This is a genomic window from Methylovulum miyakonense HT12 (assembly GCF_000384075.1).
GTDB lineage: Bacteria > Pseudomonadota > Gammaproteobacteria > Methylococcales > Methylomonadaceae > Methylovulum > Methylovulum miyakonense.
Genome location: NZ_KB913025.1, coordinates 1,749,222 through 1,775,121, shown reverse-complemented (window position 1 = coordinate 1,775,121; position 25,900 = coordinate 1,749,222). Strand labels below are relative to the sequence as shown.

Genomic DNA, 25,900 nt, shown 5'->3' with positions numbered 1-25,900 from the left:
GCTAACCCGACCTACGAAACTACACAGCTTTTTAGGAAACTTCCATGATGAAAAACTTGAAATATGTTATCTATCGTGACGGGGATTATTACGTTTCCCAGTCCCTAAACATCGAAGTCGCTAGTTTTGGCACAACCATTGATGAAGCCTTAGCCAATTTGAAAGAAGCCGTGGCCTTATATTTAGAAGACGACCAAACAGCCAATGATTTTCACGAAGTCAGTGAATTTATGCTGGGTGAGTTCGCACTACATGCCTAAATTACTTTCATCAAAGGAAATTGTAACCGTGCTACTGGCACAGGGTTTTGTAAAAATAAGCCAAAAAGGTAGCCATCAAAAATACGTTAAGGCCAATCGGGTAGTCATTGTACCTAGCCCTAAAAATGAAATCCCAATGGGCACGCTACAATCTATCATTAAGCAGTCCGGTTTGACACGCGCAGATTTTGATCTTTGAAACGCCATAAATTCTTTGCACTCATCCCACACAACCAATCAACTTTTAAGTGGACACTATGCGATCATTAAAAAAACAACTAGCCCTACTTTCGTTCATCGCCATATTTTCGGTAAGCCCTACCGTTTTTGCCGAAGCCACCGAATCCCATGATGCCCATCACGCCCAAAACAGCATCGACTGGCCCGGTGTTTATTATGGCTTTACGCCTTGCGCCGATTGCAAAGGCATTAAGACTTCGCTGGCATTAAACAGTAACGGGACGTACATTTTGATGACCCAATTCGTCGGTAAATCGGAGCGGGAATTTGTCGAGAAAGGTAAATTTACCTGGAGCGACGAAAGCAACACGATTGATTTAACACCTAAAAAGGGCACAACCATCCGTCATTATTTTGTCGGCGAAAACGCACTGACCCAGTTGGATGAAAACGGCAACCGTTTCACTGGCAAAAACGCTGAAGGCTATACTTTGCGTAGAAATGCAATGACGGAACCTAGCCAGCCGCATACAGGACATTAACATTGGCGGGTTAGCTTATTGTGTCAAAACAAGCTGACCCGACTCCTTAGCTTGAAAAGTCGATACCCACCCGCCAAGCCTTGCGTTTTACGTTATAATCATCCTCTTTTTAACTCAACCCAACAAAGCCCACCGTGTCGAGTCTAAACTACGATTTATCTACTTTTCAAGGACTTATCCTTGCGCTGCAATCCTATTGGTCAGACCAAGGTTGCATCTTACTGCAACCCCTAGACCAAGAAGTCGGCGCAGGCACATTCCATCCCGCCACATTCTTACGCGCCATCGGCCCCGAGCCTTGGAACGCCGCCTACGTGCAGCCATCGCGCCGCCCTACTGACGGACGTTTTGGCGAAAACCCCAACCGTTTGCAGCATTACTACCAATACCAAGTCATGCTCAAACCTTCGCCGGACAACATCCAAGAACTGTATTTAGGTTCGTTGACCGCGCTGGGTTTTGATCTGCTCGAACACGACATCCGTTTCGTCGAAGACAATTGGGAATCCCCCACGCTAGGTGCCTGGGGCTTGGGCTGGGAAGTCTGGCTGAATGGCATGGAAGTCACGCAATTTACTTACTTCCAACAAGTCGGCGGTTTGGAATGCCGTCCCGTCACCGGCGAAATCACTTACGGCTTAGAACGCTTGGCGATGTATTTGCAAGGCGTAAAAAGCGTGTACGACTTGGTCTGGACGCGCACCCCGCACGGTGTCGTCACTTATGGCGACGTGTTCCACCAAAACGAAGTGGAAATGTCATCGTTCAACTTCGACCACGCTAACGTGCCGTTTTTGTTTTCCTGCTTCGACACTTACGAGCAAGAATGCCAAAAATTGATCGAACTGGGCTTGCCGCTGCCCGCCTATGAAATGGTCTTAAAAGCCTCGCACACCTTCAACCTGCTCGATGCCCGCCACGCCATTTCCGTCACCGAACGCCAACGTTACATTTTGCGGGTAAGGACTTTATCGCGTGCCGTGGCAGAGGCTTATTATGCGCGGCGTGAGTCTTTGGGTTTTCCGATGTGCAATTCAACTACTGAATAAATATGGCAAACTTCTTCTTCAACTCGGTTCGGATTACTAATTTCAAATCGCTTAAGGATGTGACCTTAAGCGATTGCAAGCGCATTAATTTGCTGATTGGTAAGCCGAATGTGGGGAAGTCGAATATTTTGGAGGCACTGGGGCTATTTGGTTTAGGTCATTTTCGTCTGAATCAAAACGAAAAACTCACCCAATTTATTCGTTTTGAAGATGTGCCCGAGCTGTTTTTTGATGCAGATGTCAATGCTGTTCCTTCGGTAGATATAAATCTTTTTAGATTTGGAATCGGGAATCATTATAAGAGTTGCCGGATTAAATATATCAATCCATATACTGAAAATATGGATAGCCCGTATTTTGTACATAAAAAAATATTAGCCCAATTATCAAGTAACGAATCTAATGAAGATGCTTCATCCAATGAAAATTTTCTGCTTGCTATCCAGTTTTTTGGTGACAACTTTAGAAATGATGATGCCAAACCATATGATGAGCTAATGGTGAATAACAACTTAAATCTAACAACCATTAGTGGAGAAATTTTCCCAGTCAGACAATATAAATTTTTAGCTAGCGCCTATTCAGGAGAGAGAAGCATCCCTGTTCTTATACCTCCATTTGGCTCAAATATTCTCCAAGTTATCCAAACAAACAAAAAATTAAGAGAAGATTTATCGCGCATTTTTGCTGAATACGGATTGAAACCTCTAATCGATAAAACCAGCCACTCACTCAGATTGATGAAGGTTTTATCTGAAGATAGCATCATTTCATTCCCAATTAGTTCGATTGCAGATACGCTTCAACGGTTGATATTTTTTAAAGCAGCTATTGCTTCCAATGAAAATTCGATCCTGCTTTTTGAAGAACCCGAAACTCATTGCTTCCCGCCTTATATCACCCATATTGCCAGAGAAATAATCGACTCTGAAAGCAACCAGTTTTTTATTGCCACGCACAGCCCTTATATTCTCGATACCTTTTTAGAAAAAGATCGCGATGATTTGGCTATTTATATGGCGGATTTTAAAGACGGGCAGACCGTAATTAAACGTTTAACGGATGCTGAATTAAATGATGTTTATGAGTATGGCTTAGACTTATTTTTTAATGCCGAGCTATTCACGGATGAAATCTAATATCAATTTATGCGTGATGCCCGAGTGTTATCTCGATACAAACTTGGTTGAAACGATTGTTCCGCCTGAAAGAATCGGCAGCACTCGTGGCTATAACCATAAACATAGTTGCAACAAAGTCGTTGACGAAATGTTGGGTAAATTAAACGACAATTTTGCATTGGGAATTGTCGATCAAGACAGAAGGCCGTTGTCGAGAACAAAAGAATTTGAATTAATTGCTGACAAGAATGGATTGAAACTTTATAAGCACCAAAAAAAACATCACTACTTAATTTTTCACCCGCCTCTTGAGCAATGGATACTAAATGAAGCACAACAGGTTGGTATTGCCCTAAATAATTCCCGATATAATTTGCCGACCACTTTGAAGGAATTAGTTGATGATAAAAGTGAATCTAGCAAACATGACTATCGGTTTACCCTTTTATTTCAAGACTTAAAAACACAAAATGCAATTGGCATCAATCTATTAGCCAAATGGATTGAGCATCTGAAAGCAAATCCTTATAACGCCGACAAAACCACGTTACAAAACCTGTAGCAACAATTAATTAAAAAGGTCGCCCTGTGACAGAAACACAACACTTACTTTTCGAATTAGGCTCTGAAGAATTGCCGCCTAAAACCCTGTTAAAACTCAGCAACGCCTTGCTGGACGGCATCGTCGCAGGTTTAAAAGTTGCTGATTTACACTTTACCGCCAGCAAAGCCTTAGCTACGCCGCGCCGTTTGGCAGTGTTGATTGAAAACTTGCAAACCGCCCAACCCGACAAAACCGTCGAAAAACGCGGCCCGGCGATTCAGGCGGCGTTTGCCCCGGATGGTTCGCCTAGCAAAGCGGCATTGGGTTTTGCGAGCAGTTGCGGCACGACCTTTGAGCAGTTGGAACGCCTGAAAACCGATAAAGGCGAGTGGTTGAGCTATAACCAAGCCGTCAAAGGCCAAACTACCGCAGAAATCATCCCCGATATTATCCGTGCTGCGATTGCCGCGTTGCCGATTGCCAAACGGATGCGCTGGGGCAGTTTCGCCACCGAATTTGTCCGGCCTGTGCATTGGGCTGTGTTATTGTTTGGCGATAAAGTCATCGAAACCGAAATTCTCGGCCTGACCACGGGTAACAGCACGCTAGGCCACCGTTTCCACGCGCCGCAAGCCATTTGCTTGGGCAAGCCGGACGATTACCAAGCTGCGTTGTTCGAACAGGGCAAAGTGATTGCCGATATTGAACAGCGCAAAGCCATCATCCGTGAAAAAGCCGAGCAAGCCGCCGCGAAAGTTGGCGGTATCGCGCATATCGAAGAAGATTTGTTGGAAGAAATCGCCGCGTTAAACGAATGGCCTGTGCCGGTGACAGGCAACTTTGACCCGCGCTTTTTGGCTTTGCCCGCCGAAGTACTGATTACCACCATGCAAACCAACCAGAAATATTTTCCGGTGAAAAATGCCGATGGCGGATTGTTGGCGCACTTCATCACCTTCAGCAACATTGAAAGCAAACGGCCTGAATCCATCCAACATGGCAACGAGCGCGTGGTCACGCCACGCTTGGCGGATGCGGAATTTTTCTGGAATCAAGACCGCAAACAAACCTTGGCGGATCGTGTGGATAGTCTGAAAACCATCGTGTTCCAAGAAAAGCTGGGTACGGTTTATGAAAAATCCGTGCGCGTCAGCAAACTTGCCGCGCGCATCGCCACGCAGTTGGAAGCTAACGTCGAACACGCCACCCGCGCCGCCTTGCTGGCAAAAACCGATTTGATGACCAATATGGTCGGCGAATTCGGCAATTTACAAGGCTTGATGGGACGCTATTACGCGCTGGTCGAAGGCGAAGCGGCGGAAGTCGCTTGGGCTTTGGAAGAGCAATATTTCCCCAAACAATCAGGCAGCGAAACCGCACCTAGCACCATTGGGCAAGTGTTGGCGATTGCTGAAAAATTGGACACCTTGACCGGGATTTTCAGTGCGGGATTGATCCCTACAGGCGACAAAGACCCGTATGCCTTACGCCGTGCGGCTTTAGGCACGTTGCGGACGATGATCGAAAATAATCTGAGCCTGAACATTCCTGAATTGTGCGCGTTTGCTTTAGAACAATTCCCGCACAGCTTCGATAAAGCCGCCACCCACACGGCTGTGGTCGAGTTTATTTTTGACCGTTTGAAAGGCTACTGTTTGGACAAAGGCTATAACGCGGACGAGTTTGATGCCGTGATGACTTTAGCTCCCACCGACCCGTTGGATTTTATGCAGCGCATCGCGGCGGTGAAAGCCTTCCGCCAACTGCCCGAAGCCGACAGCTTGGCGGCGGCAAACAAACGTATCCGCAATATCCTGAAAAAATCCGACACCGCACCTGCAACTACCGTTGGCGTGTTGGTGGAGCCGACGGAAATGGAACTGCTCGCCGCCGCCCTGCAATCAGCACAGGACATCCAACCGTTATTGGCACAACACGATTATCAGGCGACTTTGAACCGTTTGGCAGGATTGCGTGTAGTGGTCGATGCGTTTTTTGATAACGTCATGGTCATGACCGATGACGCGGGACTGCGCGCCAGCCGTTTGGCTTTATTGAATCTGTTGTCCGAGCAGTTTTTGACTTGCGCGGATTTGGCTAAATTACAGTCGTGATAACAGAACAATTAAAAAACTGTCCACGAAAAACACGAACAGCACGAAAAATTTATTTGAACAATGCTCGTCTTTACTTTCGTGTTTTTTGTGCTGTTCGTGGACAATAAATGACTACGGCTAATCAAGCTTTCGTCCTCCTCGACCGCGACGGGGTGATTAACGAAGATTCGGACGCATTCATCAAATCGCCCGATGAATGGCTACCCATAGATGGCAGCCTGGAAGCCATTGCCTTGCTGAACAATCATGGTTACCAAGTCGCTGTCATCACCAACCAATCGGGTGTGGCACGGGGGTTGTTTGATTTGGCGATTCTGGAAAAAATCCACGCGAAAATGCACCGATTGGTTGCCGGACACGGCGGCAAGATCACCGCCGTGTATTTTTGCCCGCATGGCACAGACAGCACCTGCAACTGCCGCAAACCCAAGCCGGGCTTGCTCTTGCAATGCGCGACGGATCATCACATAAAGCTGTCCGAAACCGTCATGATTGGCGATTCTTACCGCGACCTGCAAGCCGCTATCGCCGCCGGGGCTAAGCCTGTGTTGGTGAAAACGGGCAAAGGCGAAAAAACTTTAGCTGAACACCCTAACCTTAACATCCCTATTTTTGACTCCCTTTATGACGCAGCAAGCCACCTTACCCGAACCGCGCCTTAAAACTTATGTGGGTTCGACCTTGTTATTCATCGGTATTTTTTCCACCGCCACCTTAGCCGGCATTTTGATTTTATTGGCGACGGTGTTCCCGTTTAACGTCCGTTACCAAATTTCCAAGGCTTGGTGCGCGTTAGTGGTGTCAATGGCGAAATGGTTTTGTGGCGTGGGCTATGAAATCGAAGGTTTAGAAAACTTGGACATCGGGCAAACTGCGATTGTCTTGTGTAACCATCAATCGGCCTGGGAAACCTTGGCCTTACGTTGGATTTTGCCACCCACCCAAACAGCTTTGCTAAAACGCTCCTTAACTTGGTTTCCGTTATGGGGTTGGGCTTTATCAACCTTAAAACCCATCGCCATAGACCGGAAAAGCCAGCGGGCGGCACTCAAAATCCTGCTAAAAAAGGGCAAGGCTTGCCTACACGAAGGGCTATGGGTGGTGGTTTTTCCTGAAGGCACACGTTCGGCGGCCGGCGAAGTCCAAAAATTTAGTGTGGGCGGGGCATTGCTGGCGGAAAAAACGGGTTATCCCGTGATCCCTGTCGCCCATAATGCCGGAAACGTCTGGCCGCGTTACAGTTTTTTAAAATATCCCGGCACTATCAGGGTCAAAATCGGCCCGGTTATCCCAACCCAAGGCCGTAAAGCCCAAGACATCAATAACGACGCGGCGGCGTGGATTGCCCAGGCGGTGCAGGATTTAAACAAAGCTGACGGTAAACCAGCATGAACAAAAGTTGCGGGTATAATGTCCCACGGACTCTTAAAAAATAACTACAACGGTATAAATTTACATGAAAAAACGACTGCTTATTGCGTTAACGCCATTTCTGTTGACGGCGTGCGCTGATAAAGACCAATACCAAGCGGCGGTATTGGCACACATTGAAAAAGACCAGAAATTACAAGAAGAACAACACCTGAAAGATTATAAGATTGAAGCGGCGCGGTTGGCCAAATGTGTCGTTGACACCAGCGGCAACAAAATGCCAGGGATATTCCCTTTTGACCCGACCCGGCTGACGGCGTACCGCCATTACACCAAAATGCTGACGCTGTCCGCGTCACCAGACCCTAAGAAAACATTGGAAGAATTGCGCACGGATTTTGGCTCAGGAAAAGCCTTGGCGGAAGCGAATTCGAATTTTACTGAGAGTATGTTGGAATGTTATTCAGCGATGGTTTCGGAAACCGAGCCTGACGCAAAATAAGCCGGACCAGAAAGGCGGGCACTGATTGTGCCCACCCTGACGGAAGGTTTTACTTGATAGAGTTTACCCTTTAACTTGCGCAAAAAGTCACGGGCACAAGCCCGTGCCACTAAGCCTTCTCTTTTCCCGCCGGTTTAATCAGGCGGATCCCCAATTCTTTCAATTGCTCATCTGAGACAACCGCAGGCGCACTGACTAGCGGGCAAGCCGCCGATTGGGTTTTTGGGAAGGCGATCACATCACGGATGGAGTGCGATCCGGTCATCAGCATCACCAACCGATCCAAACCAAACGCCAAGCCACCGTGCGGTGGCGCGCCGTACTTCAGGGCATCCAACAAGAAGCCGAATTTTTCTTGCGCTTCCTCTTCACCAATGCCCAAAATGCCGAACACGGTTTGTTGCATGGCCGGGCGGTTGATACGGATGGAGCCGCCGCCGACTTCCGTGCCGTTCAACACCAAATCGTAAGCGCGTGACAAGGCCGCGCCAGGGTTTGCCACCAAGTCTTCCACCGAGCAGCTTGGTGCGGTGAACGGATGGTGGATGGCGTTGTAGCGGCCTGATTTTTCATCCCAATCGAACATCGGGAAGTCCACCACCCAAACGGGTTGCCATTCGCCTTCGATCAAGTTCAGGTCGTGACCCAGTTTAACGCGCAACGCGCCCATCGCTTCGTTGACGATGCTGGTTTTGTCCGCGCCGAAGAACAGCAAGTCGCCGTTTTGTGCGCCGGTTTTCGCCATGATGCTCGCCCACGCTTCGGCGGGGGCGAATTTGACGATAGGGGATTGCAAGCCTTCCAAGCCTGCCGCCAAATCGTTGACTTTGATGTAAGCCAAACCTTTCGCGCCGTAAATGCCGACGTATTTGGTCAATTCGTCGATGTCCTTACGGCTGAGCTTCTCGCCAGCTCCTGGTACACGCATGGCGACAACGCGGCCTTTCGGGTCATTGGCGGGGCCTGAGAAGACTTTAAATTCCACGTCTTTCAAATCCTCGGCGACATCCACCAATTCCAGCGGGATGCGTAAATCGGGGCGGTCGATACCAAAACGCGACATGGCTTCTTGATAAGTCATGCGCGGGAATTCGGCGGGTAACGCCACGTTGATGACTTTGGCGAACAACTGGCGGATCATTTCTTCCATGATGGCCATGATTTGGTCTTCGGTCATGAACGAGGTTTCAATATCCAACTGGGTGAATTCGGGTTGGCGGTCGGCACGCAAGTCTTCGTCACGGAAACAACGCACGACTTGGTAATAGCGGTCCATGCCCGCGACCATCAAAATCTGTTTATACAACTGTGGCGATTGCGGTAACGCGAAAAACGAATTTACGTGGGTGCGGCTAGGCACGATGTAATCGCGCGCGCCTTCGGGCGTGGCTTTGGTCAGGTACGGCGTTTCGATTTCGAAAAATTCGTTGTCATCCAAGAAATTACGCAACACACGCGTGACGTCGCGGCGCACTTTCATTTTTTCCTGCATGGCGACGCGGCGCAGGTCGATGTAACGGTAACGCAGGCGTAGTTCTTCGTTGACTTCGATCTCGCTTTCGATGGGGAACGGTGGCGTTTCCGACTCGTTCAACACTTCGATTTCCTTCGCCAATATCTCAATCGCGCCGGAACGCATATTGGCGTTGACCGTGCCGCCCGGACGGTGGCGGACGATACCGCTGATTTTTAACACATATTCGCTGCGCACATGTTCGGCGGCGGCGAAAGCGGCTTCCGTGTCAGGGTCAATGACCACTTGCACCAGTCCGGCGCGGTCGCGCAAGTCAATAAAAATGACGCCGCCGTGGTCGCGCCGCCTGTGTACCCAACCGCAGATGGTTACGGTTTCGCCTAACTGTTGTGTGTCTAATTCCCCGCACTTGTGGGTACGCATGATGCTTTCCTGTTTGTTCTTATGGGTTTGGTGATAAATGGAGATTTAAATGTAGGTCGGGTTAGCGATAGCGTAACCCGACCTACGGCTTTTAATGGCTTTTGCAGCCGCCTGCCGCAGGGCAGCTGTGGGCAGCGGGTGCGGCTGGAGCGGATGATTCGCCCGCCACATTTTTTTTGGCACCGCTTTTAAAATCGGTCTCATACCAGCCGCCGCCTTTCAAACGGAAGCCTGCGGCGGAGATTTTTTTCATCAGTTCAGGTTGGCTGCAAGCGGGGCAAATTTTAAGCGGCTCGGCACTGAGTTTTTGCAACGCTTCATGTTCATGACCACAAGCTTGGCATTGGTATTCGTAAATTGGCATTAACCACTCTCCTAACGAGTAAAGTTTTGTGTATCTATGAGTACGGTTCGGACTTTATTTCTATAATCGTCTGAACAATGTTTCTTATTTGTTGGCTTGATAGATGTAAAACCTAACTTAAATCTTTCTTGAGCCAAAATACATGGTGAAATTTCAGTTTTTGTATTTGGAAAATAACGCGCCACTTTTATTCCTCCTTAGATGCCCGTTTAATTAGGCCTAAAGTTATTTTTTCAAGGCAGTTACTATAGAATACCGTGCATTTTACAGGCTCACTGCGAACAATGAAAACAATAACCCTAACCCGCCCCGATGATTGGCATATCCACGTCCGCAATGGCGCGGTTTTGAAAACCGTGTTGCCGCATACCGCGAGGCAATTCGCGCGGGCAATTATCATGCCCAACCTAAAGCCGCCCGTGACCACGGTCGCCCAAGCTTTGGTTTATCGCGAGGAAATTCTCCAAGCAATCCCTGATGGCATGGATTTTACGCCGCTAATGACCTTGTACCTGACGGCCGCAACCAGCACGGAAGAAATAAAAAAAGCCGCCGAATGCAGTTTTGTCCACGCGGTAAAATTATACCCTGCGGGCGCGACCACCAATTCCGATGCGGGGGTCGGCAATATCCCTGCCATTTACCCCTTGTTAGCCGCGCTGGAACGTTATGGGCTGCCGTTATTGGTGCATGGGGAGGTCACGGATGAAGGCTGTGATATTTTTGACCGTGAGCGGGTGTTCATCGAACGGCATTTGAGCGATATTGCCAAAAACTTTCCGGCCTTACGCATAGTATTGGAGCATGTTACCACGTCAGAAGCGGTACAGTTTGTCGAATCCGCCAATACAAATATCGCGGCGACAATCACGCCGCAACATCTGTTATTTAACCGCAACGCGCTTTTGGCAGGCGGCATCAGGCCCCATCATTATTGCTTGCCTATCCTGAAGCGCGAGCAACACCGTTTGGCCTTAGTGGCGGCGGCAACCAGCGGCAACCCAAAATTCTTTTTAGGCACGGACAGCGCACCTCACCTGACCGCCTTAAAAGAAACGGCGTGCGGTTGCGCAGGGTGTTTCAGCGCACCCGCCGCCTTGGAACTGTATGCGGAAGCGTTTGAAAAAGTCGGCGCACTGGATAAACTGGAGGGTTTTGCGAGTTTTTACGGTGCGGATTTTTACCGCTTACCGAGAAATTCCGGCTCGGTGACTTTGGCAAAATCCGAGTGGCAAATCCCGGCGGTTTGCGGCGAAGACGATGTCGCGATCACCCCATTAAAAGCGGGCGAAACCTTAAGCTGGAAACTACTTTAAGCCAGCCAAGCCCATGAATAGATTTTTTTATTGTGCCCATTTCGCGTACCATGCCCCATCACGGCATTTATCTAGGATCTGACACCCATTCATGGACACACCCGCCATCATCCCTTTGGACAAACGTTTCCGCGGTTACCTGCCTGTTGTCGTCGACATTGAAACGGCGGGGTTCAACCCGAAAAAAAACGCCATGCTGGAAATTGCGGCGGTGATTGTCGAACTCAATAGCGAAGGCAATCTGGCGATAACCGAACGTTATTCAACGCACGTCATCCCGTTTAAAAATTCGGAATTGGACGAAGCCGCCCTAAAATTCAACGGCATCGACCCGCACCACCCTTTCCGCATGGCAGTGGAAGAACATGATGCCTTGGAGCTGCTGTTTAAGCCTATCCGGCACGCGGTCAAACGCAACCACTGCACCCGCGCCATTTTGGTCGGACATAACCCGGCGTTTGACATTGGCTTTTTAAACGCGGCCATCACCCGCACCCATATCAAGCGCAGCCCTTTCCACCCGTTCAGCACCTTTGACACGGCAACCTTAGGGGGATTGGCTTACCAACAAACCGTATTGGCAAAAATCGCCCAAGCCGCAGGTATAGAATGGGATAACGACAAAGCCCATTCGGCCTTATACGATGCCGAAAAAACGGCGGAATTGTTTTGCATGATAGTGAACCGTTGGAAACAACTCGCGGCTCTGGACGCGGGATAAACACAACCCCAAACGCTTCCAATCGCTTGGCAACACATCGTATTGATTGAATTTTATGAAATTTCAATTGACTTGAAAAAACCATAAACATATAATGGCGGACTGATTTTTTAACAGATTAATGCTTGACGGAGCTTACAAAAATGTATGCGGTAATTCAAACAGGTGGTAAACAGTACCGCGTTGAAGAAGGTACAACCTTAAAAATAGAAAAACTGGAATTGGGTGAAGGCGACAGCGTCGAATTCGACAAAGTCCTGATGATCCAGTCCGGTGATTCCGTAAAAGTTGGCTTACCTTTTATCGAAGGCGGTAAAGTGACTGCAACAGTCATGTCACAAGGCCGACACAAAAAAATTAAAATCATCAAATTCAGAAGACGTAAGCACCACATGAAACATCAAGGTCATCGTCAATATTACACAGAAGTCCAGATCACTGGCATTTCTGCTTAATCAGGAGTTTAAAAAATGGCTCATAAGAAAGCTGGTGGTAGTACCCGTAACGGCCGCGATTCGAACGCCCAACGTTTGGGTGTCAAAATGTATGGCGGAGAGTCAGCAACCGCAGGTAATATCCTTGTCCGTCAACGTGGCACGCATTTTCATGCGGGCGACAACGTCGGCTTAGGCAAAGACCATACCTTGTTTGCAACGGCCGATGGCAAAGTCGTGTTCCAGGTTAAAGGCCCTAAAAACCGTAAATTTGTCAGCATCGTCACCGCTTAAAACGGTTGGCTGGTTGGCTTGAGCATGGCTCGCCAAACAGCCAAGCGTTTTGGTCAAGCTGCGTCACCCTGAATATTGGTAAATAAAGCAAAATTACCTTAAAACCCAAAGGTGGTGCTTGTGGCATTGACAGTTGAGTTTGAAGAAAATAATCTGTTTGTCATCCACACTTCAGGTGTGCTAGTCCATAGCGAAGCGGATGTCATAAAAAAGCAAGTTGCCGCCTTCATAAAACGGCATGGACGCGCCAAAGCCTTGATCATTATTGACGAAGGCTTTCTAAGCATTTCAAACTTTGCCAGTTGGGATGACGATGAAGACGATGAGTTCATCCAAAAGCACATCGACAGGCTTGCTTTCGTGGGTGACATGCGATGGCGGGACAGTGCGCTGCTGTTTCTTCTGAATGGTTTTGTGCCCTTCACTATGGAATACTTCAAACCCGGCCAAGAGACCTTTGCCAGGGCTTGGCTCAATAGCTAATCGGCAACGCCTTGAATTTTATGTGCATGCCATTCCTATCGGTAGTGGCAAGCCCCTTGGCCACCATGGTCTTCCTTATTGATGGTCAAGTTGAAAAAATGGGACGCAAAGCCTTGCTTCCCCATCCTAAAAGCTCCGCTGTTTGCATAGCGGGGCTTTTTTTGTTTTTACAGTCTGGTTTAAGTGGTGCGGGCAATTATGAAATTTGTTGATGAAGCAGAAATTCGCGTTGAAGCGGGCGATGGCGGCAATGGTGCGGTCGGTTTCCGGCGCGAAAAATACATCCCGATGGGTGGCCCCGATGGCGGCGATGGCGGCGATGGCGGCAGTGTTTACCTAATCGCCGTTGAAAACATCAATACCCTAGTCGATTTCCGTTACCACGCCGTGCATAGGGCCCAACAAGGCCAAAAAGGCATGGGCAACAAATGCACCGGCAAAAAAGGCGATGATTGCTATGTCGCAGTGCCACTGGGAACCCAAGTCTCTGATGCGGGCACAGACGAAGTGATCGGGGATTTGACCCGCCTAGGCCAAACCCTGCTGGTCGCCCAAGGCGGTTTTCATGGGCTCGGCAACACCCGCTTTAAAAGTAGCATCAACCGCGCGCCGCAAAAAGCCAGCAAAGGCACGCCTGGCGAACACCGCCAATTGCGTTTGGAGCTGACATTAATCGCCGATGTCGGCTTGCTCGGCATGCCTAACGCGGGCAAATCCAGCCTGATACGCTCCGTGTCTTCCGCCACCCCCAAAGTCGCCGACTACCCCTTCACCACCCTGCACCCCAACCTCGGTGTAGTCCGTATTGACGACATGCGTAGCTTCGTCATCGCCGACATTCCAGGCGTGATCGAAGGCGCGGCGGAAGGCGCTGGCCTAGGCCTGCAATTCCTCAAACATCTCTCACGCACCGGGCTGTTGCTGCACCTAGTGGACGTCGCCCCTTATGACAGCACCGAATCCCCTGTGGAATCGGCGCAAAAAATTATCCGCGAAGTGGAAAAATGGAGCGACGGCCTTGCCCATAAACCGCGTTGGCTAGTCTTAAACAAAATCGACCGCTTGCCCGAAGACGAAGTGGACGCACACTGCCAAGCGATTATCGACGGGCTGCAATGGACCGCCCCCGTCTTTAAAACCGCCGCAATTAATGGGGCAGGCACACGGGAACTGATGTTTGCTATCATGGATTTTTTGGAGCAACAAAAACGGGGTGATGATGGGCAGGAGTAATTTTGCAAGCGTCAAACGGGTGGTCGTCAAAATCGGCAGCTCTTTATTAACCAAAGGCGGGCAGGGCCTGGATAAAACCGCCATCGCCGCTTGGGTCAAACAAATGGCGGGCTTGCGGCACCAAGGCATTGACGTGATTCTGGTTTCTTCCGGGTCGGTCGCTGAAGGCATGAGCCGCCTTGGCTTAAAAAGCCGCCCGAAACCCCTACATGAATTGCAAGCCGCCGCCGCGGTCGGGCAAATGGGTTTGGTGCGGACATTTGACGATAACTTCCAATCCCATCGCTTACATGCGGCGCAAGTGCTCTTGACCCATGAAGACTTGTCAGACCGGCAACGCTACTTGAATGCCCGCAGCACATTATTGACCTTACTGGACTTTGGCGTGATCCCCGTCATCAACGAAAACGATACGGTTGCGACTGAAGAAATCCGTTTTGGGGATAACGACACGCTGGCGGCCCTAGTCGCCAACTTGGTCGAAGCCGAATTGCTGATTATCCTGACTGACCAGCAAGGCTTGTTCACTGGCGACCCCAGCCTGTACCCAGATGCCACCTTGATCCCCGAAATCAGCGTCAATGACGACAGGCTGGAAAAAATGGCGGGGGATAGCCGTAGCGGCTTGGGTCGCGGCGGCATGTCGACCAAAGTGCGGGCGGCGCGGCTGGCCTCTCGTTCCGGGGCGGCGACGGTGATCGCCTGGGGTGGCGCGGCGGAAGTCATTAGTACAGTGATTGGCGGCACGCCAATCGGCACTTATTTTGTGCCTGATATTGAACCCTTAGCCGCCCGCAAACGCTGGCTGGCGGGGCAACTGCAAATCCGGGGACAATTGGTGTTAGATGCCGGCGCAGTCAAGGTCTTGCAACGCGACGGCAAAAGCCTGTTGCCGGTCGGCATCAAAACCGTGTCAGGCCAGTTTGAACGGGGCGAACTGGTCTCCTGTGTCGATGAAAACGGCGTGGAAATCGCGCGGGGCTTGATTAACTACGGCATCAACGATGCCCGCCTGATCGCGGGCAAAAGCAGCTCGGAATTCGAAAAAATCTTGGGCTATGCGGATGACGACGAAATGATCCACCGTGACAATATGGTGCTGATTTAAGGGCAACGCCAACTAAAATATGCCTCCAACCCAGCCAATAAGGCTACCGACATAACCCACAAGGGACGTTGGGCGCCTTATCAGAAAAAAATTTTTAAAACTTGGCATTCCGCTTTATCTTTGTAATGAGAATTGTTATTATTTACGCAACAAGATTTCACCCAGGAGATAAACCCAATGTATGTATGTGTCTGTAAGGCCGTCACCGACAAGCAAATAACAACGGCCATCAACAATGGCGTTTGCACCCGCCGCCAATTGTTTGAATGTTTTGGCGTCGGAAGTGATTGCGGCAAATGTAACAAACATGTCAAAGAATTGCTTGACCAAAACCGTCCTAGCAATCCTATAATGGCACAAGCTGTGAACCAGCCTTTCCTCAACGCCGCTTAAACATTATAGGTATCCGCCATGAAAGGTGACGCAAAAGTTATTGAATTCCTCAATAAAGCCCTGACCAATGAACTGACCGCCATCAACCAGTATTTTTTACATGCCCGCATGTACAAAAACTGGGGTTTCCATAAGCTCAACGAAAAGGAATACCACGAGTCCATTGATGAAATGAAACACGCGGATTTGCTGATCGAACGGATTTTGTTTCTGGAAGGCCTGCCTAACCTGCAAAGCCTGGACAAATTGATGATCGGTGAAAACCCGCAAGAGATGCTCGAATGCGACCTTAAGCTGGAACTCATAGCCATCCCCTTGCTACGTGAGGCCATCAATTATTGCGAAACAGTGAAGGACTACATTTCCCGCGAGATCTTGGAACGTATCCTCGAAAACGAAGAGGAGCATGTGGATTGGCTGGAAACCCAGTTTGAACTGATCTCCCAAGTCGGCATACAAAATTACCTGCAATCACAAATGTAAGCTGGTTTAAACTGCCCGTCCCCTAAGCCTTTCCCACTAAGCACGGCAGTTTGGTATCATAGCCCTCTTTTTTTGTCCTGGATTTACGGTCCAGCCTACAATTTAAGGAACACCATGCCTAACATCGTTGTTTGCGCACTCTATAAATTTGTCACCCTAGAGAATTTCCAAGCCTTACGCCAACCCTTGCTTGAGGTGATGGAAGACCAGCACATACGCGGAACATTGCTGCTGGCGAACGAAGGCATCAACGGCACAATCGCCGGAAGCCGCGCTGCCATAGACCATTTGCTTGACTGGCTACGCCAAGACGCCCGATTGGCCGATATCGATTTTAAAGAATCTTATACCACCACCCTGCCCTTTAACCGCCCCAAAGTTAAACTGAAAAAAGAAATCGTCACACTCGGCGTGGAAGGCATCGACCCTAAGCGCGTGGTCGGCACTTACGTCAACCCTAAAGACTGGAACCAATTGATTTCCGACCCGGACGTGTTGCTCATCGACACCCGCAACGGTTACGAATACCAAGTGGGCACGTTCAAAAACGCCGTCAACCCGAACACCGACAGCTTCCGGCAGTTCCCGGAATTCGTCAAAACCCATCTCGACCCCAAGCAACACAAAAAAGTCGCCATGTTCTGCACGGGCGGCATACGTTGCGAAAAATCCACTGCTTACCTAAAAGAACAGGGCTTTGACGAGGTGTACCACCTCAAAGGCGGCATTTTAAAGTATTTGGAAGAAGTGCCTGTTGATGAAACCTTATGGCAAGGCGAATGTTTCGTTTTTGACGAGCGCGTCACCGTCAACCACCATCTGGAAAAAGGCGAATACGACCAATGCAATGCCTGCCGCTTACCTATCACCGAAGCGGACAAAGCCAGTGAAAAATACCAGCAAGGGGTGAGCTGCCCGCATTGTTACGGCAAAGTCTCGGCCGACCAAAAAGCCCGTTTTTCCGAACGTGAAAAGCAAATGGAACTCGCGAGAAAACGCGGAGAAGTCCATATCGGCGCGGATGCCGCCAAAGCCCTGGTCGCCAAACGCGAAGCCAAAATGCGCCGTTTGCAGGCCATTAAAGCACCGCAAGCGGCGGAATTGGCCTAGCCATGGACAAATGCGCTTGGGCCTTGGCTAGCCCGCTTGAAGAACTCTACCACGATGAAGAATGGGGCGTGCCCGTGCACGACGACCGCTTGTTGTTTGAATTCCTGATCCTGGAAGGGGCGCAGGCAGGGCTAAGTTGGTCGACTATCCTGAAAAAACGCGATGGCTATCGGCAAGCTTTCGACAACTTCGATGCCGCGCGTATCGCCAATTATGACGCGGTAAAAGTGCAGGACTTGCTCGCAAATCCCGGCATCATCCGCAACCGCCTGAAAGTCCAATCCGCCATCACCAACGCCCAAGCTTTTTTGGCGGTGCAAGCCGAGTCCGGCAGTTTTGATGCTTACATCTGGAAATTTGTCGGCCACCAGCCTATTCAGAATAGGCGGCTAAGCATGGCAGACGTTCCGGCAACCACCGCCCAATCCGATGCGATGAGCAAGGATCTGAAAAAGCGTGGCTTCAAATTTGTCGGCAGCACGATTTGCTATGCGTTTATGCAGGCAACGGGGATGGTCAATGACCATGTGGCCGGGTGTTTTCGGCATGAAGCCGTAAAAACATAAGCTAAGGACACGATCATAGGCCGAAATAGTCCCCTGATTCGTATAGACGGACTAAAATACGCGCATTTTGAAACAGACTGATCTGACGGGGGCAGCAATGCGCTATTTACACACGATGGTACGCGTCCATAATCTGGACGAATCCCTGGACTTTTACTGCAATAAACTGGGCTTGCTGGAGCATCACCGCATGGACAGCGAGGCCGGGCGGTTTACGCTGGTTTACTTGCACGCACCGCTGGATGCCGGGCAGGCAAAGGCGACAGACGCACCGTTATTGGAATTGACTTACAACTGGGATACCGAAGTTTATACAGGCGGGCGCAACTTCGGACATTTGGCGTTTGAGGTGGGCAACATTTACCAAACTTGCCAAAAACTCATGGATGCAGGGGTGCTGATCAACCGCCCGCCGCGTGACGGGCACATGGCATTTGTCCGTTCACCCGACGCGATTTCAATTGAACTGTTGCAAAAAGGCGCGGCGCTTGCTCCGCAGGAGCCTTGGCTTTCCATGCCGAATACCGGTAGCTGGTAATTCCTACGTTTTCTGATGGCACCTTAAAACGTCAAAGACGGAGCTACAAACTCCGTCCTGCCCTACCGGGCACGAAACCCACAAAGAAAAACTTCGTGTTTTTCGTGCCTCGTGGACACCGCTATTAAATCGCCTGCTTAATCCGTTCCAAAGCATTTTCCAGATTCGCCATGCTAGTGGCGATGGAAATACGGATATGGCCTGGAGTCCCAAACGGTGAGCCTGGGACTAAGGCGACACCCGCTTTTTCGATCAGATATTCGGCAAATTCCAGGTCATCATTGATGCCGTCCAAACGGGCAATCAGTTTTTCGACATTCGGGAAAACGTAAAACGTGCCGTCGGTTTCCAGACACTCAATGCCGTCGATGGCGTTCAATTCCGCAACCACAAAATCATGGCGTTTTTTAAATTCCACACACATGTGGTCGATAAAACTTTGGTCACCGGTCAAAGCCGCTTCGGCGGCGACTTGCGAGATGGAAGTCGGATTGGAGGTGCTTTGTGATTGGATGGTGCACATCGCCTCGATCAAATCGGCGGGCCCTGCGGCATAACCAATACGCCAGCCCGTCATCGAATAAGCTTTGGAAACGCCGTTCATCACCACGGTACGGCCATACAGCTCAGGATGCGCATTCAGGATATTGACAAACGTGCCTTGTTTCCACAGCACATGCTCGTACATATCATCGGTAGCGATGATTATGTTGGGGAATTCTTTCAGAACATCGCCTAACGCAGCCAGCTCTGCCAACGAATAGGCAACGCCAGATGGGTTGGACGGGCTATTGATAAAAATCAGACGGGTTCTGTCGGTGATTGCCGCGCGTAATTGCTCCGGGGTAATTTTAAAATGTTGCGCTTGGGTGGTTTCGATAATGACAGGCACACCATCCGCCAATAACACCATATCAGGATACGACACCCAGAATGGCGCCGGGATGATCACTTCATCACCCGCATTCAGCAAGGCTTGCGTCAAATTGAACGAGCTTTGTTTACCGCCACAAGACACCAAAATTTGTTTGGGCAGATAATCCAAACCGTTATCCGTTTTGAATTTGGCGATGATCGCTTTTTTCAGGCTGGGAGTACCGTCAACAGCCGTATATTTGGTGAAGCCATTTTCAATGGCTTTGACCGCCGCCGCCTTGATATGGTCGGGGGTATCGAAATCCGGCTCGCCAGCACCCAGGCCAATAATATCGCGGCCTGCCGCCCGCATGGCGGCGGCCCGCGCGGTGATTGCCAAAGTAGGGGAAGGTTTGACGGCTTGGACTCGATGGGAAAGTGAGATGCTCATAATATTAGGTTGTATATTCTGAATTTAAAATGCCCGCGATTATACACCAAGGGCAGATGCTTGCTAAGCAACAAGCTCCCATACGGGTACAAAAAATTACTGGCCAAAATATAGCCTTCGAAATTTTGCTAGGGCAAACACCGCGATCCAGCCGCCTGTGCCGCCCCCTGGTATATACGTCCTTTAGGTTATGATATGATCCGCACGATTGTTAGTATTTATCTGGTTTTGTAAAGGCTGTTGTTTTTTTAATCCATAATTAAATGTAGGGCAAGTAATGAGCAAAAGTGATCCTAAAATAAGAAGTTTGTTTTTATCATGTGATGGCTTTTTAAATTCAGCAGTTGTGCAAAAAAAACTGATCAGCGAAGGTGGCGGTGTTGATTTATTGATTGATGATGTGTTTGAAAAATCGCTGGATGCGTTTGAAGCAAAAGAACAGCCCTTGTTATTGCATATCAATCAAATATGCGATTCCGGATTTGAACTCAAACCCACGTATTGGAAGTTTGACGCTTCCTTGGCCGGCGCCGCCAGCATGGGAATTGACTTCCAAGAGAATTGGTCTTTGTACAACGGCCATACGTTACACATCCACCAAAAACCCGGTATCGAAAACAGTTTGGATCTGGTGTACCACGATCCTGTTGTCGGGGAATTCATTCCGGTTAATGCCAATGACTATTACCAGCTAACCGGGCATTTTGGCTTACATCGCTGCACCGCCTTATACATAGTCGAGTTTTACGATGACAAACACAAGATTGTCACGCGCCATGAATCGGCAATCCCCGAAGTCAAACTCGGCGGTAAATTATTGGAAGATTATTTAGCGCTCTCCGTACGGATACAAATACCTAAAAAAGCCGCGTTTGCCCGTTTGCTGGTCAGAAAATTCCCATCAAAAGCCAGGGAAAACGATAGCTTTTTATTTTTCACGCGGCCTGCCTTCACATTGGTTTCAGCCAATGAACCTGCGCCGCTAAAATGGGAAAAATCGCAAATTGATTTGGAAGGCTGGCAAACTTTGCGTAAATATGACCACACCCAATTTGCCTATATCGAATTTCCGCTCCCAGAAAAAACCTACGACGGGCAACCCCATGTCGTCTCTTTGATTGACCGTGGCACTGGCCTGCCTGCACAAGGCTCGCCGAAGACCTTCGTTTACGAGACCGACATTTATGGCAAAGTCGAAAACCTTGACGGCTCCCGGGTCATGGGCTGGATTTCCCAGGCGGATATGTTGGTTGAATTATTTGTGGATGGCCAATTGACCGCTGACACAACGTCCGCAAAAACCGCCCAAGACACCGACAAATTCAGTTTCAGCATGGCCTTGCCCGTGCAGTTATTGGATGGCCGCCCCCACCTCCTTGAAGTGAAGGCCCGCCCTTCCGGCAAAATAATTGGCGAACTGGCCGAAATCACCCCTTACCACCAAACACCCTGGCACATCCTGCAACAATTTGCCGGCAAACCGCTGCCCGCCAAACTGTCCCCGGCCGCCGCCTATCGTTATGACTCCATGCGTGCCTCCTTAGTGGCATTATCGGAAGCCGCCCAACATAAAAAAGGCGCTGAATTAAGCCAGCATATCGAACACATCAAGGTCTTAGGCCGTTTACATGAACAATTGGTGGCAGGATTTGAAAAAATCCGCCACTTTGAACATTTGGAGTTTCCGCAGCATGAAAAACCGGATGTCAGTATCGTAGTCCCTGTCCACAATAAATTTTCCGTCACTTACTATTGTTTAGTCGCCCTGTTATTTGCGTATAACAAGGCCAGCTTTGAAGTGATCCTCGTGGATGACGGCTCTAGCGATGAAACCGTGGATATTCTTGACACCGTAGACGGCATCCGGCTGCTACGCAATGAAACGTCGCAAGGGTTTATCCGCAGCTGTAACCGTGGCGCCAGTGCCGCCAAAGGCCAGTATATCGTGATGCTGAATAACGACACCGAACCCACGGCGCACTGGCTGGACGAACTGATCTTTACTTTCGAACAATTCGACAAAGTCGGTTTGGCCGGGGCGAAACTCCTTTATCCTGATGGCAAATTGCAAGAAGCCGGCGGCATCGTCTGGGGCAACGGCAACCCATGGAATTATGGGCGTGGCGGCAACCCGCATGAACCACGCTTCAGCTACACCCGCCAGGCAGATTATTTGTCCGGCGCGGCGATCATGCTGACAAGCTCATTGTGGAACGAAATTGGTGGTTTCAGTGAAGAATACTGCCCGGCGTATTTCGAAGACACCGACTTGGCCTTCAAGGTGCGGGCGGCAGGCTATAAGACGCTGTTTGCCCCCTTGTCTGTCGTTTACCACTTCGAAGGCGTCAGCAGCGGCACGAGCGTCTTAACGGGCACCAAACGCTATCAGGAAATCAACCGCCCTAAGTTCAAACAAAAATGGATCCATCACTGCCGTTTTAATGGCGAAGAAGGCAAGAATGTTGACCTTAACAAAGATAGGGGCATCAGTTACCGCGCCCTAGTCATTGATTACCAAACCCCCCGGCCCGATATTGACGCGGGCAGTTATGCCTCCATCCAGGAAATGCGCCTGTTGCAATCCTTGGGGTTCAAAGTCACGTTCGTCCCCGAAAACTTCGCCTACATGGGGCAGTACACCGAATCCCTCCAACGGCTAGGCATTGAAATTGTTTACGCGCCGTTTGAACATAATATGCAGACGTTTCTTGAAAAACGTGGCAGTGAATTTGACGTTGTCTATATCACCCGTTATTACGTCGCCAAAAACCACCTGCATTGGGTGCGCCAATACGCGCCCCAAGCCAAGGTGTTGTTCTGCAATGCGGACTTGCATTTCCTCCGCGAAGTCCGTGAGGCCATTGAACGCAATGACCCGGATTTGATGGGCCGCGCTAGCCTGATGAGGGAGGAAGAACTGGGGGTGATGCGTGACGTTGATGTCACCTTGTCTTACAACCCCATAGAACATGCCGTTGTGTTGTCGCATAATTTAAACAACACCAAAATCGTCACCTGCCCTTGGGTTGTTGATATAACGGAGGGCACTCCTGGTTTTGCCGACCGCCAAGACATCGCCTTTTTGGGCGGGTTTGGGCACCCGCCCAACAAAGCCGCCGTGCTGTTTTTCATTGACCAGGTCATGCCCATTTTGCGTTACCAGCTACCTGACGCGAAATTCCGCATCTACGGAAGCAACATCCCGGAAGAGCTGAAAAAACTGGCTTGCAGCGACGTGGTTGTTGAAGGGTACATTGAAAATGTCGCGGACATCTACGACACCTGCCGGGTTTTTGTCGCACCCTTGTTGACAGGGGCCGGCATAAAAGGCAAGGTCATTGACGGGCTAGCCCACGGGACACCGTCCGTATTGACCCCTATCGCCGCTGAAGGCACGCCCCTGCGCGATGGCCTGGAAGTGATGATTGCCGAAACGCCACAGGAATGGGCAGATGCGGTAACCCTGCTTTATACCGAACAGGACGTATGGGAAAACATGTCCAAAGCCTCCCGTCTTTTTGCCGCCCAAAACTATTCGTTTGGAAATGGCCGGAAATTGATGCTAAAAGCCTTGGAAGCCGTCGATGTTTTTGCCTCCACTGAAAACCAGGCTTTATTCGTTAAAAACACTAGGACACCTGCCAAATAATATTTGTAGCAATCGCACCCTTGCTTTTTTAGGAGGGGAGGCATTGCTTGCGGCAAATTTTTGTTGTTTGGGGCAATCACAGCCATAAATGAGGCCACCCATTTTTATGGCCTCTAATTTAAACCAGCAACACCCTTAACCCTCTATTGGCTTTACTTGCTCGCCGTAGCATTTTTAAAAATATTGTAACGATTGCTTTAGATAGGGAAGCACGGCCTTTCCATTGGTTGGATGCACCTGCCTGAAAGATAATTCATTACGATAATTCAAGAAAAATTTTTGGATCACATAAGAATGATGACAAACAAATACCTTTTCATATGCGGGGCTCCCCGTTCTGGAACAACGGCGTTGTGGCGGTTAATAGCGAGCGATGAACGGATCATCATCGGTGTAGAAAGATATGGCAACCTATTTTTTAAAGCACCGTTGACACCTGAGCTTTTCACCAGCGACCGGTTTTGCAATATCCAACCCGGCGACACTTTTTATAATGACCTGACCACCTTCAACCCCTATTACAAAAATGTTGCCGGACGTTTTTCAAATGCAAGCTATGTCGGGGATAAAATCCCTCTCCTTTATAACCACCTTGATCGCTTATTCGAGCAAATCCCTGATGCCAAAGTCATTATTCTACTGAGGAATATCATTGACATTGCCTCATCGTACGAGTCAAGGGCAAACAATATCGACGACTTGTCATGGCGGCGGGACAAACGCACCGCTTCCGCCATCCATGATTGGCGCGCCTCCATCAATGTGTTAAAACGCTATATTGCCGATGAGCGCGTATTGCCTTTGATATACGAGGATTTTTTCGTCAATGACGGCAAACTGGACATGCTCTATAAATTCCTTGAAATGGAACCAACGGAACAAGTCATTAACGCCTACCAGTCCATGCTTCAGGGAAGCGCCAATTTAGAAAATAACAGGAAGCGGCATTTGCCGCTCGACAGTGTCCGTTTAATTTGCGAGACAGCACCTTTCGGCCTTTACAGGCAAGTCCTTGAAGAAATAAAAACATCGCAAATCCCGGCATCATAAGCGGTATGCATAAAAAGCCCCGTGACCGGCATAGCTGCGTGCAACTTAAAAATCTGCTTGAATTTTAGGGATATAAGCTTGCTTTAAAGCCAAAGTGGCGCGGAAATCACTTAAAAATCCATTGGCATTTCAAACACCGGCCACCCTAGGCCATACCTGAAGGGTGGCGCACATCACTTTTGAATCAATGAAAAAAAATACGCTGATTTTGCATATTGGTACTGCGAAGACGGGCACCACCTCGATACAAGACTTCTTGACACTGAACCGGCCTAAATTAAAAGAAGCCGGGGTATTGTATGCGACATCTTTTGGCCCGGCGAAACTGGTCGCCTTTACTGAAGGCGAACCATGGACATTTGCCAAACCAAAATTCGGGATTGATTCGACCGAAAAGCAGGATAACTTCCGTAGCCATCTGGAACAAAAATTCCGGGACGAGCTAAATGACGATGGTTGCCGCCAAGCCATCATTTCTAACGAACTGCTGCATGCCCGCATTTCAAATCCCGAACAGATCCGGTCATTAAAAACGATGCTGGACAAATATTTTTTGTCGATCAAAGTCATCGTCTATTTTAGGCGGCAAGACCTTATGGCCGTTTCCAGGTATTCCACCGCATTAATCGCAGGTTATCTCCCGTCCGGGCACTTTAATAACCCGGATAAACATTATTATGACTTTTTTGCTATCTACCAAAAGTGGGCCAACTGTTTTGGCACGGAAAACGTCAAAGCGAGGATTTTTTCCAAGGAACATTTTATCAATGGCAACCTGATCGACGATTTCTGCGCAGTTGCCAACATCCCCGAAAATTGCGGCCTGGTAATACCCGAACGGAAAAACGAAGCTTTTTCTTTAGACCTGGAATGCCTGGTGTTTGAATTAAACCTAAGGCTTAAAGAGGGCGAGCTAAACATGACGCCCGCCACAAAAGGGAAATTAATCGAGACATTGCGCAAACAATTTAAAGGTAGCGTCCGTTATCCGTCCAGGCAATCAGCCATGAATTTCCACCAATTGTTTGCGCCGTCCAACACCGCATTGCAAAAGCAATTGGGGGCGGCAATGCCGCCCTTATTCAATGATGATTTCTCTATGTATCCTGAACGGGAAGATATTGGACTGTTACAAGAAAGACGCTTATGGGCAAAAAAGGCACTGGATGATGTGCTAGCCACCCACTATGAAAAAAGTGAATAAGGAATAAAGGCCACGCCACTGCCCGTGATTAAAGAGGCTGGCAATTGCACTTGGCAGCTGAATCT

General features: G+C 49.3%; 28 protein-coding genes. 25 read left to right on the top strand and 3 right to left on the bottom strand.

Translation table 11 applies throughout. The annotated features are described in order from the left end of the window. Positions 1-44: 44 nt before the first annotated feature. From METMI_RS0109290 to METMI_RS0109245, 10 genes are all read left to right on the top strand, one after another. On the top strand, positions 45-260 hold the full coding sequence (locus METMI_RS0109290; RefSeq protein ID WP_019866008.1) for a type II toxin-antitoxin system HicB family antitoxin: 216 nt from the start codon (positions 45-47) through the stop codon (positions 258-260). Next, the gene (locus METMI_RS0109285) at positions 253-459 is read left to right on the top strand and encodes a type II toxin-antitoxin system HicA family toxin (RefSeq protein ID WP_029151581.1); all 207 of its coding nucleotides are present in this window, start codon (positions 253-255) and stop codon (positions 457-459) included. Before METMI_RS0109290 ends, METMI_RS0109285 begins: the two co-directional genes overlap by 8 nt. A gap of 58 nt (positions 460-517) precedes the next feature. Then, positions 518-982: a copper resistance protein NlpE gene (locus METMI_RS0109280; RefSeq protein ID WP_019866006.1), complete on the top strand. Its 465-nt coding sequence runs from the start codon at positions 518-520 to the stop codon at positions 980-982. Positions 983-1,116: 134 nt separating this feature from the next. After that, entirely contained in the window at positions 1,117-2,031 is a 915-nt protein-coding gene (glyQ, locus tag METMI_RS0109275; RefSeq protein WP_019866005.1) for a glycine--tRNA ligase subunit alpha, read from the top strand. 2 nt (positions 2,032-2,033) lie between these two features. After that, positions 2,034-3,170, top strand: coding sequence for an AAA family ATPase (locus METMI_RS0109270; RefSeq protein ID WP_019866004.1), 1,137 nt, complete (start codon positions 2,034-2,036; stop codon positions 3,168-3,170). Then, the gene (locus METMI_RS0109265) at positions 3,160-3,714 is read left to right on the top strand and encodes a hypothetical protein (protein ID WP_019866003.1); all 555 of its coding nucleotides are present in this window, start codon (positions 3,160-3,162) and stop codon (positions 3,712-3,714) included. The genes METMI_RS0109270 and METMI_RS0109265 overlap by 11 nt, the downstream gene beginning before the upstream one ends. 26 nt (positions 3,715-3,740) lie before the next feature. Next, positions 3,741-5,810, top strand: coding sequence for a glycine--tRNA ligase subunit beta (gene glyS, locus METMI_RS0109260; RefSeq protein ID WP_019866002.1), 2,070 nt, complete (start codon positions 3,741-3,743; stop codon positions 5,808-5,810). Between the two features lie 110 nt (positions 5,811-5,920). Beyond that, on the top strand, positions 5,921-6,475 hold the full coding sequence (gene gmhB / locus METMI_RS0109255) for a D-glycero-beta-D-manno-heptose 1,7-bisphosphate 7-phosphatase (protein WP_019866001.1): 555 nt from the start codon (positions 5,921-5,923) through the stop codon (positions 6,473-6,475). Then, positions 6,438-7,205, top strand: coding sequence for a lysophospholipid acyltransferase family protein (locus tag METMI_RS0109250; protein ID WP_019866000.1), 768 nt, complete (start codon positions 6,438-6,440; stop codon positions 7,203-7,205). Before gmhB ends, METMI_RS0109250 begins: the two co-directional genes overlap by 38 nt. Before the next feature lie 64 nt (positions 7,206-7,269). Beyond that, the gene (locus tag METMI_RS0109245) at positions 7,270-7,686 is read left to right on the top strand and encodes a hypothetical protein (protein WP_019865999.1); all 417 of its coding nucleotides are present in this window, start codon (positions 7,270-7,272) and stop codon (positions 7,684-7,686) included. A gap of 109 nt (positions 7,687-7,795) precedes the next feature. On the opposite strand, the gene aspS is transcribed toward METMI_RS0109245, so the two are convergent. Next, positions 7,796-9,583 carry an aspartate--tRNA ligase gene (gene aspS, locus METMI_RS0109240; protein ID WP_019865998.1) on the bottom strand — a complete coding sequence of 596 codons (1,788 nt, stop codon included), beginning with the start codon at positions 9,581-9,583 and terminating at the stop codon, positions 7,796-7,798. Positions 9,584-9,674: 91 nt separating this feature from the next. Beyond that, a complete protein-coding gene (locus tag METMI_RS0109235) occupies positions 9,675-9,947 on the bottom strand; it encodes an FmdB family zinc ribbon protein (protein WP_019865997.1) in 273 nt (90 codons plus the stop codon). 284 nt (positions 9,948-10,231) lie between these two features. On the opposite strand from METMI_RS0109235, the gene pyrC reads away from it, so the two are divergent. The 12 genes from pyrC to METMI_RS0109170 all read left to right on the top strand — a co-directional run bounded on the left by pyrC (position 10,232) and on the right by METMI_RS0109170 (position 18,626). Then, positions 10,232-11,263: a dihydroorotase gene (gene pyrC, locus METMI_RS0109230; protein ID WP_019865996.1), complete on the top strand. Its 1,032-nt coding sequence runs from the start codon at positions 10,232-10,234 to the stop codon at positions 11,261-11,263. Between the two features lie 91 nt (positions 11,264-11,354). Continuing rightward, a complete protein-coding gene (gene rnt, locus METMI_RS0109225; protein ID WP_019865995.1) occupies positions 11,355-11,984 on the top strand; it encodes a ribonuclease T in 630 nt (209 codons plus the stop codon). 143 nt (positions 11,985-12,127) lie between these two features. Beyond that, on the top strand, positions 12,128-12,439 hold the full coding sequence (gene rplU / locus METMI_RS0109220) for a 50S ribosomal protein L21 (RefSeq protein WP_019865994.1): 312 nt from the start codon (positions 12,128-12,130) through the stop codon (positions 12,437-12,439). Positions 12,440-12,454: 15 nt separating this feature from the next. Continuing rightward, positions 12,455-12,712, top strand: a complete 258-nt coding sequence (gene rpmA / locus METMI_RS0109215) for a 50S ribosomal protein L27 (protein ID WP_019865993.1) — start codon at positions 12,455-12,457, stop codon at positions 12,710-12,712. 120 nt (positions 12,713-12,832) lie between these two features. Then, positions 12,833-13,195 (top strand): SpoIIAA family protein, encoded by a 363-nt coding sequence (locus METMI_RS0109210; RefSeq protein WP_198007902.1) that lies wholly within the window; start codon positions 12,833-12,835, stop codon positions 13,193-13,195. A 198-nt stretch (positions 13,196-13,393) separates the two neighbouring features. Continuing rightward, on the top strand, positions 13,394-14,428 hold the full coding sequence (gene cgtA, locus METMI_RS0109200) for an Obg family GTPase CgtA (protein ID WP_019865990.1): 1,035 nt from the start codon (positions 13,394-13,396) through the stop codon (positions 14,426-14,428). Further along, positions 14,412-15,536: a glutamate 5-kinase gene (proB, locus tag METMI_RS0109195; protein WP_040572780.1), complete on the top strand. Its 1,125-nt coding sequence runs from the start codon at positions 14,412-14,414 to the stop codon at positions 15,534-15,536. Before cgtA ends, proB begins: the two co-directional genes overlap by 17 nt. Before the next feature lie 177 nt (positions 15,537-15,713). Next, on the top strand, positions 15,714-15,929 hold the full coding sequence (locus METMI_RS0109190) for a (2Fe-2S)-binding protein (protein ID WP_019865988.1): 216 nt from the start codon (positions 15,714-15,716) through the stop codon (positions 15,927-15,929). 18 nt (positions 15,930-15,947) lie between these two features. Continuing rightward, the gene (gene bfr, locus METMI_RS0109185) at positions 15,948-16,412 is read left to right on the top strand and encodes a bacterioferritin (RefSeq protein WP_019865987.1); all 465 of its coding nucleotides are present in this window, start codon (positions 15,948-15,950) and stop codon (positions 16,410-16,412) included. Between the two features lie 114 nt (positions 16,413-16,526). Beyond that, entirely contained in the window at positions 16,527-17,522 is a 996-nt protein-coding gene (gene trhO, locus METMI_RS0109180) for an oxygen-dependent tRNA uridine(34) hydroxylase TrhO (protein WP_019865986.1), read from the top strand. 2 nt (positions 17,523-17,524) lie between these two features. Beyond that, entirely contained in the window at positions 17,525-18,088 is a 564-nt protein-coding gene (locus tag METMI_RS0109175) for a DNA-3-methyladenine glycosylase I (RefSeq protein WP_019865985.1), read from the top strand. A 97-nt stretch (positions 18,089-18,185) separates the two neighbouring features. Further along, positions 18,186-18,626, top strand: coding sequence for a VOC family protein (locus tag METMI_RS0109170; protein ID WP_019865984.1), 441 nt, complete (start codon positions 18,186-18,188; stop codon positions 18,624-18,626). Positions 18,627-18,750: 124 nt separating this feature from the next. On the opposite strand, the gene METMI_RS0109165 is transcribed toward METMI_RS0109170, so the two are convergent. Then, positions 18,751-19,932, bottom strand: a complete 1,182-nt coding sequence (locus METMI_RS0109165; RefSeq protein WP_019865983.1) for a pyridoxal phosphate-dependent aminotransferase — start codon at positions 19,930-19,932, stop codon at positions 18,751-18,753. A 346-nt stretch (positions 19,933-20,278) separates the two neighbouring features. Here METMI_RS0109165 and METMI_RS25415 point away from each other — a divergent pair, with 346 nt between their 5' ends. From METMI_RS25415 to METMI_RS0109150, 3 genes are all read left to right on the top strand, one after another. After that, entirely contained in the window at positions 20,279-23,581 is a 3,303-nt protein-coding gene (locus tag METMI_RS25415) for a glycosyltransferase (RefSeq protein ID WP_198007901.1), read from the top strand. A 294-nt stretch (positions 23,582-23,875) separates the two neighbouring features. Continuing rightward, entirely contained in the window at positions 23,876-24,631 is a 756-nt protein-coding gene (locus tag METMI_RS0109155) for a sulfotransferase family protein (RefSeq protein WP_083930243.1), read from the top strand. Positions 24,632-24,818: 187 nt separating this feature from the next. Next, positions 24,819-25,835: a hypothetical protein gene (locus METMI_RS0109150; protein ID WP_019865980.1), complete on the top strand. Its 1,017-nt coding sequence runs from the start codon at positions 24,819-24,821 to the stop codon at positions 25,833-25,835. Positions 25,836-25,900: the final 65 nt, after the last annotated feature.

What these genes read in the sequence shown, in the direction of transcription:
- METMI_RS0109290 (WP_019866008.1), top strand. Translation starts at nt 45, where the DNA reads ATGATGAAAAACTTGAAATATGTTATCTATCGTGACGGGGATTATTAC.
- METMI_RS0109285 (WP_029151581.1), top strand. Translation starts at nt 253, where the DNA reads ATGCCTAAATTACTTTCATCAAAGGAAATTGTAACCGTGCTACTGGCA.
- METMI_RS0109280 (WP_019866006.1), top strand. Translation starts at nt 518, where the DNA reads ATGCGATCATTAAAAAAACAACTAGCCCTACTTTCGTTCATCGCCATA.
- METMI_RS0109270 (WP_019866004.1), top strand. Translation starts at nt 2,034, where the DNA reads ATGGCAAACTTCTTCTTCAACTCGGTTCGGATTACTAATTTCAAATCG.
- METMI_RS0109265 (WP_019866003.1), top strand. Translation starts at nt 3,160, where the DNA reads ATGAAATCTAATATCAATTTATGCGTGATGCCCGAGTGTTATCTCGAT.
- gmhB (WP_019866001.1), top strand. Translation starts at nt 5,921, where the DNA reads ATGACTACGGCTAATCAAGCTTTCGTCCTCCTCGACCGCGACGGGGTG.
- METMI_RS0109250 (WP_019866000.1), top strand. Translation starts at nt 6,438, where the DNA reads ATGACGCAGCAAGCCACCTTACCCGAACCGCGCCTTAAAACTTATGTG.
- METMI_RS0109245 (WP_019865999.1), top strand. Translation starts at nt 7,270, where the DNA reads ATGAAAAAACGACTGCTTATTGCGTTAACGCCATTTCTGTTGACGGCG.
- aspS (WP_019865998.1), bottom strand. Translation starts at nt 9,583, where the DNA reads ATGCGTACCCACAAGTGCGGGGAATTAGACACACAACAGTTAGGCGAA.
- METMI_RS0109235 (WP_019865997.1), bottom strand. Translation starts at nt 9,947, where the DNA reads ATGCCAATTTACGAATACCAATGCCAAGCTTGTGGTCATGAACATGAA.
- pyrC (WP_019865996.1), top strand. Translation starts at nt 10,232, where the DNA reads ATGAAAACAATAACCCTAACCCGCCCCGATGATTGGCATATCCACGTC.
- rnt (WP_019865995.1), top strand. Translation starts at nt 11,355, where the DNA reads ATGGACACACCCGCCATCATCCCTTTGGACAAACGTTTCCGCGGTTAC.
- rplU (WP_019865994.1), top strand. Translation starts at nt 12,128, where the DNA reads ATGTATGCGGTAATTCAAACAGGTGGTAAACAGTACCGCGTTGAAGAA.
- rpmA (WP_019865993.1), top strand. Translation starts at nt 12,455, where the DNA reads ATGGCTCATAAGAAAGCTGGTGGTAGTACCCGTAACGGCCGCGATTCG.
- cgtA (WP_019865990.1), top strand. Translation starts at nt 13,394, where the DNA reads ATGAAATTTGTTGATGAAGCAGAAATTCGCGTTGAAGCGGGCGATGGC.
- proB (WP_040572780.1), top strand. Translation starts at nt 14,412, where the DNA reads ATGATGGGCAGGAGTAATTTTGCAAGCGTCAAACGGGTGGTCGTCAAA.
- METMI_RS0109190 (WP_019865988.1), top strand. Translation starts at nt 15,714, where the DNA reads ATGTATGTATGTGTCTGTAAGGCCGTCACCGACAAGCAAATAACAACG.
- bfr (WP_019865987.1), top strand. Translation starts at nt 15,948, where the DNA reads ATGAAAGGTGACGCAAAAGTTATTGAATTCCTCAATAAAGCCCTGACC.
- trhO (WP_019865986.1), top strand. Translation starts at nt 16,527, where the DNA reads ATGCCTAACATCGTTGTTTGCGCACTCTATAAATTTGTCACCCTAGAG.
- METMI_RS0109175 (WP_019865985.1), top strand. Translation starts at nt 17,525, where the DNA reads ATGGACAAATGCGCTTGGGCCTTGGCTAGCCCGCTTGAAGAACTCTAC.
- METMI_RS0109170 (WP_019865984.1), top strand. Translation starts at nt 18,186, where the DNA reads ATGCGCTATTTACACACGATGGTACGCGTCCATAATCTGGACGAATCC.
- METMI_RS0109165 (WP_019865983.1), bottom strand. Translation starts at nt 19,932, where the DNA reads ATGAGCATCTCACTTTCCCATCGAGTCCAAGCCGTCAAACCTTCCCCT.
- METMI_RS0109155 (WP_083930243.1), top strand. Translation starts at nt 23,876, where the DNA reads ATGATGACAAACAAATACCTTTTCATATGCGGGGCTCCCCGTTCTGGA.
- METMI_RS0109150 (WP_019865980.1), top strand. Translation starts at nt 24,819, where the DNA reads ATGAAAAAAAATACGCTGATTTTGCATATTGGTACTGCGAAGACGGGC.